The 12,501-nt window shown below is 53.4% G+C and carries 13 protein-coding genes; 7 read left to right on the plus strand and 6 right to left on the minus strand.

Annotated features, from left to right (window positions below):
- Nucleotides 1–614: 614 nt before the first annotated feature.
- Nucleotides 615–1,478, minus strand: coding sequence for a LysR family transcriptional regulator (locus tag AADJ11_RS15795; protein WP_341235472.1), 864 nt, complete (start codon nucleotides 1,476–1,478; stop codon nucleotides 615–617).
- A gap of 124 nt (nucleotides 1,479–1,602) precedes the next feature.
- Between AADJ11_RS15795 and AADJ11_RS15800 the strand changes: the two genes are divergently transcribed.
- A complete protein-coding gene (locus AADJ11_RS15800; RefSeq protein WP_341235473.1) occupies nucleotides 1,603–2,598 on the plus strand; it encodes a hypothetical protein in 996 nt (331 codons plus the stop codon).
- A 395-nt stretch (nucleotides 2,599–2,993) separates the two neighbouring features.
- Here AADJ11_RS15800 and AADJ11_RS15805 read toward each other — a convergent pair whose 3' ends face one another.
- A complete protein-coding gene (locus AADJ11_RS15805; RefSeq protein WP_341235474.1) occupies nucleotides 2,994–5,558 on the minus strand; it encodes an HWE histidine kinase domain-containing protein in 2,565 nt (854 codons plus the stop codon).
- A complete protein-coding gene (locus AADJ11_RS15810) occupies nucleotides 5,551–6,117 on the minus strand; it encodes a biliverdin-producing heme oxygenase (protein WP_341235475.1) in 567 nt (188 codons plus the stop codon). Before AADJ11_RS15810 ends, AADJ11_RS15805 begins: the two co-directional genes overlap by 8 nt.
- A 449-nt stretch (nucleotides 6,118–6,566) precedes the next feature.
- On the opposite strand from AADJ11_RS15810, the gene AADJ11_RS15815 reads away from it, so the two are divergent.
- From AADJ11_RS15815 to AADJ11_RS15840, 6 genes are all read left to right on the plus strand, one after another.
- On the plus strand, nucleotides 6,567–7,091 hold the full coding sequence (locus AADJ11_RS15815; RefSeq protein WP_341235476.1) for a GNAT family N-acetyltransferase: 525 nt from the start codon (nucleotides 6,567–6,569) through the stop codon (nucleotides 7,089–7,091).
- Nucleotides 7,092–7,368: 277 nt separating this feature from the next.
- Nucleotides 7,369–7,866 (plus strand): GNAT family N-acetyltransferase, encoded by a 498-nt coding sequence (locus AADJ11_RS15820; protein WP_341235477.1) that lies wholly within the window; start codon nucleotides 7,369–7,371, stop codon nucleotides 7,864–7,866.
- A 357-nt stretch (nucleotides 7,867–8,223) separates the two neighbouring features.
- Nucleotides 8,224–8,562 carry a helix-turn-helix transcriptional regulator gene (locus AADJ11_RS15825; RefSeq protein ID WP_341235478.1) on the plus strand — a complete coding sequence of 113 codons (339 nt, stop codon included), beginning with the start codon at nucleotides 8,224–8,226 and terminating at the stop codon, nucleotides 8,560–8,562.
- Nucleotides 8,563–8,697: 135 nt separating this feature from the next.
- Nucleotides 8,698–9,051: a hypothetical protein gene (locus tag AADJ11_RS15830; RefSeq protein ID WP_341235479.1), complete on the plus strand. Its 354-nt coding sequence runs from the start codon at nucleotides 8,698–8,700 to the stop codon at nucleotides 9,049–9,051.
- A 321-nt stretch (nucleotides 9,052–9,372) separates the two neighbouring features.
- Nucleotides 9,373–9,951 (plus strand): hypothetical protein, encoded by a 579-nt coding sequence (locus tag AADJ11_RS15835; RefSeq protein ID WP_341235480.1) that lies wholly within the window; start codon nucleotides 9,373–9,375, stop codon nucleotides 9,949–9,951.
- A 194-nt stretch (nucleotides 9,952–10,145) separates the two neighbouring features.
- Nucleotides 10,146–10,406 carry a hypothetical protein gene (locus AADJ11_RS15840; protein WP_341235481.1) on the plus strand — a complete coding sequence of 87 codons (261 nt, stop codon included), beginning with the start codon at nucleotides 10,146–10,148 and terminating at the stop codon, nucleotides 10,404–10,406.
- A gap of 442 nt (nucleotides 10,407–10,848) precedes the next feature.
- Here AADJ11_RS15840 and AADJ11_RS15845 read toward each other — a convergent pair whose 3' ends face one another.
- The 3 genes from AADJ11_RS15845 to AADJ11_RS15855 are packed head-to-tail and all read right to left on the minus strand — an operon-like array spanning nucleotide 10,849 to nucleotide 12,493.
- Nucleotides 10,849–11,799 carry an ornithine cyclodeaminase gene (locus AADJ11_RS15845; protein WP_341235482.1) on the minus strand — a complete coding sequence of 317 codons (951 nt, stop codon included), beginning with the start codon at nucleotides 11,797–11,799 and terminating at the stop codon, nucleotides 10,849–10,851.
- Nucleotides 11,799–12,152 carry a RidA family protein gene (locus AADJ11_RS15850; protein ID WP_341235483.1) on the minus strand — a complete coding sequence of 118 codons (354 nt, stop codon included), beginning with the start codon at nucleotides 12,150–12,152 and terminating at the stop codon, nucleotides 11,799–11,801. Before AADJ11_RS15850 ends, AADJ11_RS15845 begins: the two co-directional genes overlap by 1 nt.
- A gap of 20 nt (nucleotides 12,153–12,172) precedes the next feature.
- Nucleotides 12,173–12,493, minus strand: a complete 321-nt coding sequence (locus AADJ11_RS15855; RefSeq protein WP_341235484.1) for a multidrug efflux SMR transporter — start codon at nucleotides 12,491–12,493, stop codon at nucleotides 12,173–12,175.
- Nucleotides 12,494–12,501 lie beyond the last annotated feature (8 nt).

The raw sequence follows: 12,501 nt of genomic DNA on the forward strand, positions 1-12,501 counted from the left end.
GCCTATGGTGAATAATTTATATCAGCTTTGGCAATGAGATTTGCAATTTCTACCAGCTGGCTCCTGGCTGCGACGACAGGGTTTTTGCCATGCTATCCAAGCGTCACAGTCTTCCATATTTCATTTCAAAGTCCAGGTTCCAGCGGCTGGTAACCAATGCGGGCAGATAGAGCGCATCGCGCAGCTACATACGACCGCTTCTCCTGCATACCTTGCCCTGCCACTTTCCGGATTGCCGGGTGATGGGAGCGCGACCTGCGAGGCCGGTTAAATGCTTACGTTCAAGCCTACCAATCATTGTAAACAGCGTTATTACACCAGCCGCCGAGAAATCGCCAATACCGGGTATAGAACTTAGGGTACCACGATTGCACGCCATGCTCTCCTGCCCCTCTATCAGTTTTGTTGCCATGTCCCTCGGCAAACCAGCGTGTAGTTAGAGCAGGTGCTGAAGTGCCAGTCCGACCCCATCACCAGTAATTTATTGAGGAATACCACGTCGGGGGCGACGACATTTTACCCTATTCAAATTTTTTAGGGGGTGTCCGCAAATCGTGTTGGTCCGCTCTGCGGACTTTGCTGCCGTTCACCATCTCATATTAAAGGTCTGCCTCTTACTCGAACTCTGAGGCAATCCAGTCAACGATCCGCTTAATGCGTGTTTGGCCGAGATGATCCTTCGACCACGAAATATAGAGCCCATCATCGGAGGGTTCGGGATCGATCCAAACCTCCACCAGCTTCTTTGCCCGAAGATCATTCTCGACCATATAAGTTGGCGCAATGGCAACGCCGTGACCGCCGATGGCCGCATCCAGAGCCAAGGCAGACCGGTCGAAATTAAGCAGTTTGTTTATGTCACCATATCCTGTGGTCTTGATCAATTTTTCCCACCGCCGGTGCGCGTCCTGAAGCAAGGGCATTGTCAGCAAGGTTTCCTGACCCATGGGCCAGTCTGGGCGCAGAAAGTCACGGCTACAAACAGCGACCAAGCGAATGTCGGTGAGGCGTCGCGAGCCGTGGGTCGGATTTGCGTCGAGTGTTTTCCCAGGCCAGAGCGCAATCTCGTTCCGACCCAGACTGCGTGCCAGTATTTGTTCGTGAACCTGCGTGGTAAGCGAGACGTTCGGAAACTTGGCCGCGAAAGCGTCCATCCGGGGCATCAACCACTTCGTCGCAGTGGATGAGCCTAGATGCAGCGTGACGCGATCACCACCTTCACCTAGATCGACCAACGCGGTGTCGAGGATCGCAAGGGCATCTTCCATGGCCGTGCGACAGCGTTCACCTTCCGGAGTGAGCGAAACGCCGCGCGCGCCTCGAACAAGCAGAACCACTCCGAGTTCGATTTCAAGTTGCTTGATCCGCTGGGAGACCGCGCCACGCGAAAGGTTCATCTCTTCAGCGGCGCGTTGCAGATTTTCATGCGATGCGACGACCGCAAAGACCCGGAGCGCGTTCAGATTCACATTTCTCATTTAATTTCTTTAAGGCGATAGATTTTCTAAAGGCTGATGGATTTGTTCCGCTTTGTCAATTTGATGTAGGCAGCGGATAAAGCACTGAGGCTGCACCCAGCAGGAAGACAAGAGAGAGCCACGAATGACCCAGACGATCCGTCCAGCAACACCCGATGACATACCGCGTCTCGTGGATCTACTGATGCTCGACTCAGAGACGCGTCATTCAGTCGACCCAATCCTTTGGAAAATGGCGGACGATGCGCCCGCGCAGATCGGGAAGGCCCTGACCTTTGCCTTGACCGCCGAGCAACAACCGTTCCGCCAGCTTTGGCAGGTGGCGGACGCTGGGGGTCAAGTCACGGGCGTTATCCACTCAATGCTGCTGCCGGTCCCTCCGATCTATACGGGCGCGCTCGGTGAACCGGGACTGATCCTGCCAGACTCATTTGCAGCACCAGATGCGCCTGATGGCACGGTGGAAGCCTTGCTGGCGGCAGCCGAAGACGCACTTCAAGATGCTGGATCGCAGATCATACTGAGCTCCTACGTCACTGGTGAGGATTGGCGCGTTGCGTTTGAGAACGGAGGTTACGATCCTCTGACGCTCTATCTTTCGCGCAGCGATCTTGGCGATCAGGGAATGCCAACAGATGTTCGGCTCGCAAAAGATGGTGATGTTCCCGGCATTGTGACGCGCAGTGCAGAGAATAGGCGGGTACTGTTTGACATCGATCCGTTCTGGGAAATCCATCCCGAAGCTGACCAGCGGTTTTCGGCGTGGATGCAGCGGAGCCTGATATTGCGTGATCGCGACATGATGGTTCTGGGGTCGGCGGATGATTTGGAAGGCTATGTGATCGCACAGCCTGTATCCCGTCTGCACTTTTCCCCGGCACATGACATCACTGGCACAGGTGTCATAGATGACTATTACCACCCCGACTTAGCCAATCCTGTCACACTGGAAAATGGGGTGGAGGGGGCGGGCGCATTGCTACGTGCCGCAGAAGCTATATTCGCGGACCGGGGAATGGGAGCCGCGTTTGTCGTCTGCCCGGCAGGCTGGAAATCAAAGATCGATCTCCTTGAAGCCGCAGGTTACAAGACAGCGATGGTCTGGTCCATCAAGCGGTAAGCATTCGCTAAGCTGCCATTCATGCAAAACGCAGCATCACGCATTTTGGGCTCTTTCCAGCCATTAGATCGACTACAGCATCCGTTAACATCTGACCTGATCGCATCGTCACGCACGGCCCATTCCTGCCGTTCGCTTCGAGGCTGAGCGCTGCAGCGCAGCTTCACCAGACCGGACATTCGTCCATCATGCAGCACTTTCGGAAGGGGAAGGTCGGCAGAGCGCAACGAAGCAGTATTCCGCTGTAGCCGCTCCAGGGTCTGCTTTCGAGGAGCCTATCGGATTAGAGAAAGTCGTGCGTGCGGACATCTGGGGCCGCGGGCATAAAGATGATTCATATCAAGAACTTGGTCGCGCGGAGCCTGAAATAGCGACCAGTGTTCTTGAGTTGAAGACTAGATATCAAGCGCTTTCGCGGCAACCTGCTTGAGGCTGTCTGAGTTGTATGGCTTGTTGAGCACCGGAACGTCTGGAAACCGCTCGACGACGGCTGAGTTCGCACCATACCCCGTTGCAAGGACCGTGGGGATGCCCAACTCCAAACACTTCTCGATCACGGGTAGCGATGTCTCATCGCCCAAATTGACATCCAACAGCGCAAAATAGATGTCACGTTTCTCAATAAGCGGAAGCGCAGTGGCAACAGAGCTTGCTGTGCTGACATGTCTGGCACCCAAGTCCGAAAGCATATCCGCCGCATCCAGCGCGATAACCATATTGTCCTCTAGGACGAGGCATTCACCTTGAAGACGCACGTCCGGGGCCTTTGTCGTTGCATCATCTTCAAACTTAATGACCGTCGACTCTGCCTTCCGCACATGCGCAGACGGTAAGACGAAATCTGCCTCGAACCCTGTCACACGGTAGCGGGTGTCGGCTTGGCCTTTCAGCTCGAAGGGAATGGAGCGCTGGATAATTGTCGACCCGAAGCCACGTCGCTTTGGCGGCTGCACAGGGGGGCCGTTCTCTTCGCACCAAGACAGTTTCGCGACCCCATCTGGCTGCAGACGAACATCGAGCACAACGCGGCCCGATGTGTCTTTGAGGGCTCCGTACTTGGCCGAGTTCGTCACAAGCTCATGTATCACCAGTGCAAGCGTTGAGAAAGCTGTGGGCGACAGTTCAATCTCATCTCCGGTGATGTTCACGCGCGAGGCCTTCGACGTTAGAAACGCCTTTACCTCGGTTTCGACCAAAGACCGGAACGGAACCCAATTCCACTCTGTTTGTGTCAGCTGGTCATGCGCGCGCGCCAGTGCAAAGATGCGATCTTCCAGAACGGATCGGTAGTGGTCTAGCGACTTCGCGTCTTCCTGACCTTGGGATACCAATCCACGAATAAGGTTCAGAATGTTCCGGACGCGGTGGTTTAACTCCGCAACCAAGAGTTCTTGTTGATCCTGCGCCTGCTTGCGTGCCGCGTTGCGTTCATCGGCCATCTTCAGCACAACCTCCAGCAGCGTTACCCGAAGGGCATCAGCGGCACGGAGCTCTGAAGCGCGCCAGGGCGCGGATTGTCCGTGCACGACCTCTTGCCAGGCATCAAAGCTTTTACGCGGAGTTAGCCTGATTCCGTTCGGACCAAGATCGATGGGTTTTTCGGGGTTCCCCGCCCACTTTACCGAGGAAGCGATCTCACGACGGAACAGCACGAGATAGTCCCGCGGCGTGCGAGACACCGGAAGAGCCAGAATACCGGCAACCCGATCTCCGAAGTCTGCAGCTGCAGGATAACGCGTCGAAAGCGCATTTGTATGGTAGACTTGTCCCGACTGCGTGGTGTTCAGGAACCGTGCAAGACCCAAAAATTCTTCTTTGGTCGGTACGGTTCCAGCAAATTTGTAATCTCCATCCGTGTAGACGGCAGCGCCGTCGAACGGGATAACCTCTTTGATATTCTCAGACAGGACATCAAAGGCTTCCGCCATGGATTTGCCACCGGAAAGCTGTGTCATCAACCGATCATGCAGTGACCGTGCAAGATCAACCTCTGTCAGTTCGGAGGTCATTTCCACTTGCGCAAGTTGATAGTTAAAGAGCTCTGAGAAGAGCTCGATCTCGCTGCGGGTCTCATAACTGATATGTTTGGCCGTCTGGTGGTGACACGCAAACAGCCCCCAAAGCTTGCCATTTCGAATGATCGACACGGACATCGAAGCGGCGACGCCCATATTGCGCAGATATTCAAGATGGATCGGAGAAACGGCACGTGTCATGGCCAACGAAAGGTCGAGTGGTTGACCATTTGGATCAAAAGAAGGGTGTATTGGGTAGATCTTTGCATCGACGTCCGAGATGATCCGCAATGGACTGCGAAGATAGAGCGCACGTGCTTGTTTTGGAATATCGCTCGCCGGATAGCGCAAACCCAGAAACGGTTCCTGATCGGGTTGGGCAACTTCCGCAATCACCGTGCCGCTATCGTCTTCGTTGAACTTATACGCCATGACACGGTCAAATCCGGACAGCATCTTGACCGCACGGACGGCTTCGCGCGCCATGTCATCGATTGTTTTGTGTCGTCTAACGCGACCGATCAAAGCGCGCACAGTTGACCGATCCTGATCGGTTTGTTTTTGCCCGTTACGTGGCTCAAACTCGAAGATGATGTTGTGATCGCTCTGGCTGATCGAGACGTCAAAAAGCCGTTCATCCTCCAATACAGGATAGGCGAACACGCGCGCCGCCTCCGCGTGATAGCTGAGCATCTGCATTTTCGTCCGCAGATGGTGGACTGTTTCTTGGGGGAAGATATCCATGAAGCGAGAGCCCACGATGATTTGAGCATCAAGTCCCAGCAGGTCACCAGAGTTCTCAGATGCGTATGTCACCATCCAGTCGGTCGAAACTGCGATCAGGCATCCGTAGCTTTGAACACGCCCAAGGATGTGGATTGGTTCGCGGTCGCAATTGGTCAGATCGTAGTCATATTGCGGCTGGTATGAAACTGTCTCAGACATGGGTCGCTTCTTTCGTAAGCATGAGAGTGCGGGCACACTCATGGTACATGTGAAAAATTCGGTTGGCATCTTTGACGACTTGATCGGCCTGCGGTCCAGTTGACTGCATCGCTTCGGTGGCGTCGCAAAAAGATGCCCATATAACGATGTAACTTGGTGCCGAAAAGTAAGCACGGGCGCGCCTGACCTTCGGGTCTGTGGCTGCCTGCCATCGTTTCTTGAGGAGTCGTGAGCCCAGCCTCGACCCGGCGACAGCGTAGTCGATGGAGAGTGGGTGGACCGGTTCGATTGCCGCCGGTACCGTTTCAGCTGATGACCGCAGTTCACAAAGATCAAGCGTCGCACGCTCAAGGAGATCTCGTATCATGGCTTCTGTTTTCGCAGAGGCGTCGAACTCCAAGAGAGTTTGAAACGCGGCGGACTGCATATCTAAAAAGCCGATAAGCCCATTGGGCGTCGTCAGGTCGAACCTAGACACCTCTTGGTCAAGCTGTTCATGAGCCAAGCGCGTGTCAGTTCGCAGACGCGCGCGCAGGCTGGTCTGCGTTTGCTTTTTCATCGCCCAAGCATGCCAAGGTTTTCAGATACTTCAATTTAAACATAGCAGAACAGCTTCGCAATAAGCTATGACATAGCTCCGTGTTCATGCAGCAACGCATGGTGCTGTGCTTAGGGCGCATCGCTAAGGCCGGTCCTTATTTACCGACGAAGATTCAGAGAAAAACCCTTCATAAATCGTGTGCCTCATGCCCTTTGCAGAACGCGGTTTGATCACGACACGTTTTTGACCATACTTCGGGCAGCGGACATTCGTGCACAATGCAGCATTCGGTACCTTGGGCTCCTTGCTGCCGTTCGCTACGGTTGCACTCGAAATCACCTTCAAATCGAAAGGCGAGAGGCGGCAATGCGGGATAAAGCTACACTCCCATTTGAAGATAGAGGGGATGTATTGATCTGGCCATCGCGAGTTATGGTTCCTAAATCAATGCTTGAACGGAGTCCGATATGACCGAACCTTTGACGTCCGCACCAATCCTTGAAACGGAACGCTTGATCCTACGCGGACCACTTCAAAGCGACCTACCCGAGTTTACCCGATTTATGACGAATTCGCCAAGGATGCTGGCTCAGGGGGAAACGGGCAGCAAAGAACAAGCCTGGTTCGGGTTCTTGATCGGGATTGGTCATTGGCAATGGCACGGGTTCGGATTCTTTACGGTAATTGAACATGGAAGGAGCCTCCCCATTGGTCGTGTCGGGCTGCTTAAGCACTCAAATTGGCCCGAAGTTGAGTTAGCGTGGCATCTTTACGACGGAGCCGAGGGCAATGGATACGCAACCGAAGCCGGGCAGGCAGTTCTTAGCTGGGCGTATCAAACCCATGGATTAAACCAATTGGTTAGCTACATTGATTGCGAAAATCATCGTTCGCAAGCGGTTGCAAAACGTCTTGGAGCAAAAACAGATGGCGCACGTGCTGATCACGAACCAGATGCAGAAATCTGGACCCACCGATCTGAACCCATATAATCGAATTGGGCTCACTCCGGTCATTAGCGGCATCGCCGCGATCCGACCAATCGAGCTTGAGTTGATCTACGAGAACGGCCCAAACCGGCCGTTCATCATGCTGTCGCGATGCTGCAGTGCGGCTCGCCAAACCTGCCATTCGCCGCAATTGCGAAATCAAAGGATTGGCGAATGCACAGTTCGCGGACTTTTCTGTCGTTCGTTGATCTTGATCGAAGGGCAGCTTTTGTCATGCGAAGCGGCATGATAATAGGTGCGTATGCTGACAGTTCGAAACTTGACCATCGCTGACCATGAAGGTGTCCGCAGCCATCTAGCGCGATGCTGGCGAGATACTTACACCAACTTGGTTGGAGGCGCGCAAGTTGAAGAGATGATTGCTTCGCTTGACGCTGTCGACCTTGGGATAATGGTTCCTGATGGATTGGCCTTGATAGCGGTAGAAACGGCTGACGGATCGCAGTCGATGACGCCAACCGATTGCATAGTAGGAACTGCAATAGCAGCAGAACGCGGCAGAATAGGGTATATTTGGGGAATGTATGTCTCAGCCGAGAACAAGCGGAATGGCATCGGCAGAGCATTGATCAACGAAATCCAACGACTCCTTCCATCTGCGAAGCAGTTCTCGGTTGTAGTCCTCCAAGCCAGCCCTGATGCCCGCGCATTTTATGAAGCGCTTGGCTTTTCTCCAACGGCAGCATTCGATTACGAACTCGCCGCAGGCTTGAGTTTACCTGCAACCACCATGGTCTACGGTGGGGTTCACGCTTAGGCTCGCTTCTCCCTTACCTGCTATTCGTGCGCCTGACAGCATCGGAAATTTGGGCTCTCTGCCGCCATTAGATCGACCGCAGCATGTTCGCTTGCAAGGTCGCCCACCCCCCGTCACGCACGGCCCATTGCCGACGTTGGTCATTCGATTGGGTTGCCGCCGCTTTTCCGACGTTGTCATACCAGCGAGGCTGAAATGAGCGCGGTGGTGATTGAAGTCGTTGCACCACGTCTCGTCCGCCTCTTGAAACACGACTGCCCATAAATAACCTGAGATTGTTCCGCGAATAACGTATGCACCCTTTGCGTTAGTGCTTAGCGCGCGCAAAATTTCCTATTTGCATTGGGAGTTTACAAAATGGATCGGCATTGGGGTGTTCAGTTGAAAAAGGCGATTTCGAAACGAGGATATAACAAATTCACCGCTCTTGCTGCAGCGCTGGACGTAAGTGAGAGCACCATCTCAAGATGGGCCGCTGGCGAAAGTATTAGTATTGAGAATGCGATCAAGCTTTGTAATGAAATGGATATCTCTATGGACTGGTTGTTTCGGTCCGCAGAGCGTCTTGAGGCCGTGCACTCGGACCCTCCAGCCAGTGGGAGTCTGGCCGAACTTCCAAAATTCCTTAATGAGCTACCCGAAGATGCTCTGGAGCATCTAAGAAAATTCATTTTAAGCCTTAATTTCCAACAGTAATTGCGCGTGGCGCAAACGAAAGCCCGCATTCTTGCATATCGCGGAGGCTGCACGCGGTTACGACAACTCAACCTAAAAGATAACCTCAAAGTGCCTAACGGATGGTCCGTTGGCATAAATTAAGAGGAAAACAAAATGAACACTAACGCAAAACTAGACGTGAAACTTGATGGGGACCTTAACAAGTTCTATCAGGACGCGCGCGACGATATCACAAAACTGATTGGGGGCGCAGCCATTAAGGCCGCTGTGATCTTTAACAACTCACCCAACCCTGTAACATTTTTCGTCTACAACTACAGTGATGGGATCAACTTGGTACCGGCACAAAAAGTACTGGTTGCGCCGGGCCATCAGGGAATCGTCGCGGCATCAGGCGTCTACTTCAAAATCCACCCGAATAACAACCGGAAGGCTGAGTTTCTGGTAGAGCCAAAACAAGCGTATGTTTTCCATGGCTATGGCAAGGTGGAGCCCGTCGCGAGTTAATCTCATACAGAACGAGTGCAGTTGAACACTACGCTGCTCTCTCTTCAATCTGGGTCCATATCATACACTCAAATTGTCGAAGAGCCGCAGTTCCAGCAGAGCTGTTTAAAACGCTCCTCTGATGCCTACATTCGACGCGCGCATCCAAGATAAGGTGCGGTGCTGAGAGCGTCCGAACTGCGGCTCTGCAATCACCATAAAATCCAGACTGGCGGCTAATAATCGCCAGTCATCTTCCCAAGGCCGCAGCATCCGTTGTTGGTCAGCGCTCCCCCTATGACTTGGGGCGCATTTCATCCTCAAACAAAAGGAACTAATCACATGAGACACTTCAAATTCCGCAACAAGTTTACTGTTGTTATCCTCGCCGCTTGCACTGGACTGGCAAGCATTACTCCCGCATCTGCATATGAAGTCTATCGCGGCGTTCGGGCTGACCCGGCAACTGGTGTTGTCCGCTGGGGCGTTAATGACAACAACTTTGGTGTCAGCGGTCAGCCCCCATCGCTGTCATTCTTTCATCTTCCCAACTACAACGCCGCGTACGCGTGGGCCGTAGTTAACCAATATGACTGCTTAATCCGCGTGTTCCTGCCCGACGTGCCACCCGATCCTCAAGTTGGAGATGCTGCTTGGGTTGGACTGATAGGTGGTGCCGTCCAGCATAACAACTTCCAATCCAATTTTCCTTGGGAAATTGTATTTGACAATGCCCCCCCAAATCATTGGAGCATATTCAGGGAACAAATTTTGGATGTTTCCAATAGACAAGCAGGCGGAATGGCGACTGTAGGCTTTCAGTACCTCGCTATAAATGACCCCCATGTTAATGTTATTAATGGAGCAAGGCTGAATTTTAATGTTGTTAATGGAGCAATACCTAATTGTGCACCACAGTAAATAGGTTAGCCCTCACAGTCGCTAAACATTTGCCGCTGGACCAGCTGGTCCGGCGGCATTCTGACGATTTTTCCCCGTCCGTTTCAGTCCTATCGTTCATCTCATTTACCACAGGTAATGCTATCACATGAGCCGCCTAATGCCCCGATGGCGCAGTTGCCACCGCCCCCAAATCTGGGCCCAAGAATCTACGATTGGGATATCCGAAAAATCACATCTGGCTGCTGCAAGGTTTTCATTTCTTCTACCAGATGCGACAGCATCTCGGTATTGCCATTGACCTTGTCACCCAAGCGCCAAGTCGAGAGCACTGCGTGGACATGCAATCGAGTTCTTCAGCGTTAAGTTACGCAGAACCTTCTGAAAGCCGGCAAGCGAGTGTCTGCATTGTGAAACCTAATAATTTCCTGATGCGCCGCGGCGAACGTCCCGCCTTCGTCCTTGGTGTTGGTTGACAAGAACCGTCCTTAGTGTCGCCGACATGAACGGCCCACAGCGGACATTGCTGGTTGCGATAGTGCGGCGGCGCTGCGCCAGGAAAGGGGACATTCAAGTACAGCATTTCTGTCGATGTGATGGATTCGAGGGCGGACCGACCCGGTGGCATGAGTGAATGCGGTCGGCGCATGCCTAAACTAATCATCAAGCACCTTTCTCCATCGAAAGTGACGAGATGATCTAACTATTCCGGACCTTTGTACCTATGGTGCGTGGTGCGACACCGTCCGGGGCTGTCTCTGTGATCACCTTATCTACTGGGGTCCGAGCTTTTCTTTGTGAATGGCTCTAAGCTTCCGGTGGATGGAAAGGTCTTGGCCCCGAATGAGTACTCAAATTTCGTGTAGGGCAAAACCCTCCTGCAACGCGCTTTCGCCGCGATGATTGGCAAAGGCGCGTTCAGGGCTGCGGGATTTGCATTCCCCAGTTGGACAATGCTTTGGCAGTCATCAGGTCAAGATGCGCTCCGCCGCCGTTTTTGAAAACGGTGATGGTGTCAGGGGCGCTCCGACCGGTCGCGCGCTGTGTCAGATCATAGAGATCGCCGCGCACATCGGACCTGCTAATGGTGCCTTCTTTCAATGGGATCAGCAATTCGCCAATATGCCCAAGCGTGGTCTCAAACCTATCAACAAAGATCTCTGCACGCGTCAGCAATGCGTCGTTGGCTTCACGCATGTCAGCTTTGAAGGCACCGATTAGGTCGACATGGGTACCGGGCGCGACCCACTTTCCGTCAAGAATAGGCTGTTTGCTCATTGTTGCTGTTGAAATGATATCAGCCTGTTTTACGCCCGCTTCAAGATCCTCAATTGCCTCAACGGTGGCTTTCTGATGAGAGTGTAGCCCTACCAGCGCGCGGCTTTTTTCCGGATTTCTACCCCATATCAAAATTCGCCCCAAACACGGAAAAAGCGCAGAATATGCGCCGACCAAACTGTCCGCCACGATGCCCGACCCCACAATCAAAAGTGTCTTACTATCAGGGCGGGCCAAAAGAGATGCGCCATAAACGGAATCGGCGGCCGTTTTCCAATAGGTCACCAAACCACTGTCAACGACGGCCAGCGGCGCTCCTGTTTGATCATCAAAGATTAGCATCGCGCCCTGTACGGATGGCCTTTGATGCTGCACATTGTCGGGGAAAACGGTGAAGGATTTCACCCCAACGCCGAACCCCTCAATCCATGCGGCGCGGTTCACAAAGCTATCTTCTCTACGGTTCAGGAATTGATCCGTTATTTGCGCGGGGGCACGGGTGTGCCCCTTTGCAATCGCGTCAACGGCGTCTGTCCAGCCAAAGCCGGACGGCATGGATGCCGCGTCAATGAAGGGTATACCGGCGGGCATTACTTACGCGCAGCAATCAAAATGACCTCGACCTTGTATTCCGGCGTGGCAAGCCGGGCCTCGCCGCAAGCACGGGTTGGGGCATGACCCTCGGGCACCCACGCATCCCAGACCGCGTTCATCTCGGCGAAATCGGCCATGTCCGCTAGCCAGATTGTTGCCTGAAGCATGTGTTCTTTATCGGATCCGGCCTCTGCCAGCAGTTTTTCGACCGACGCAAGGCAATCGCGTGTTTGTTGTTCTACGCTGTCGCCGGGGTTTCCGACCTGTCCGGCCAGATAAATCGTATCGCCATGCGTGACGATCTGAGACATGCGCGTGCCGGTGTGATTTCGGGAAATCGAAGTTGTCATTGTATAGTCCTTTTCATTGGTCAGGTGGTTGAGACGAGTTTCAGGCCGACAATCCCCGAAAGGATGAGCAACACGCAAAACATCCGCGCAGCGGTAGCTGGTTCAGCAAAATAGACGATTCCGAAAATCACAGTGCCGATGGTGCCGATGCCAGTCCAGATCGCATAGCCTGTACCAAGGGGGATGCTGCGCAACGCGAGCCCCAAAAGGACAAGGCTGACAATCATTGAAGCCGCCGTCAGCACGGTGGGCCAGGGCCGCGTAAAACCTTCGGTGTATTTTAACCCGACGGCCCAGCCCACTTCGAACAGGCCTGCGAGAACAAGGAGAAACCAAGCCATTTACCGAT

The organism is uncultured Sulfitobacter sp. (assembly GCF_964021855.1).
Lineage (GTDB): Bacteria > Pseudomonadota > Alphaproteobacteria > Rhodobacterales > Rhodobacteraceae > Sulfitobacter.

What these genes read in the sequence shown, in the direction of transcription:
- AADJ11_RS15805 (WP_341235474.1), bottom strand. Translation starts at nt 5,558, where the DNA reads ATGTCTGAGACAGTTTCATACCAGCCGCAATATGACTACGATCTGACC.
- AADJ11_RS15855 (WP_341235484.1), bottom strand. Translation starts at nt 12,493, where the DNA reads ATGGCTTGGTTTCTCCTTGTTCTCGCAGGCCTGTTCGAAGTGGGCTGG.
- AADJ11_RS15850 (WP_341235483.1), bottom strand. Translation starts at nt 12,152, where the DNA reads ATGACAACTTCGATTTCCCGAAATCACACCGGCACGCGCATGTCTCAG.
- AADJ11_RS15800 (WP_341235473.1), top strand. Translation starts at nt 1,603, where the DNA reads ATGACCCAGACGATCCGTCCAGCAACACCCGATGACATACCGCGTCTC.
- AADJ11_RS15810 (WP_341235475.1), bottom strand. Translation starts at nt 6,117, where the DNA reads ATGAAAAAGCAAACGCAGACCAGCCTGCGCGCGCGTCTGCGAACTGAC.
- AADJ11_RS15830 (WP_341235479.1), top strand. Translation starts at nt 8,698, where the DNA reads ATGAACACTAACGCAAAACTAGACGTGAAACTTGATGGGGACCTTAAC.
- AADJ11_RS15845 (WP_341235482.1), bottom strand. Translation starts at nt 11,799, where the DNA reads ATGCCCGCCGGTATACCCTTCATTGACGCGGCATCCATGCCGTCCGGC.
- AADJ11_RS15815 (WP_341235476.1), top strand. Translation starts at nt 6,567, where the DNA reads ATGACCGAACCTTTGACGTCCGCACCAATCCTTGAAACGGAACGCTTG.
- AADJ11_RS15835 (WP_341235480.1), top strand. Translation starts at nt 9,373, where the DNA reads ATGAGACACTTCAAATTCCGCAACAAGTTTACTGTTGTTATCCTCGCC.
- AADJ11_RS15825 (WP_341235478.1), top strand. Translation starts at nt 8,224, where the DNA reads ATGGATCGGCATTGGGGTGTTCAGTTGAAAAAGGCGATTTCGAAACGA.
- AADJ11_RS15795 (WP_341235472.1), bottom strand. Translation starts at nt 1,478, where the DNA reads ATGAGAAATGTGAATCTGAACGCGCTCCGGGTCTTTGCGGTCGTCGCA.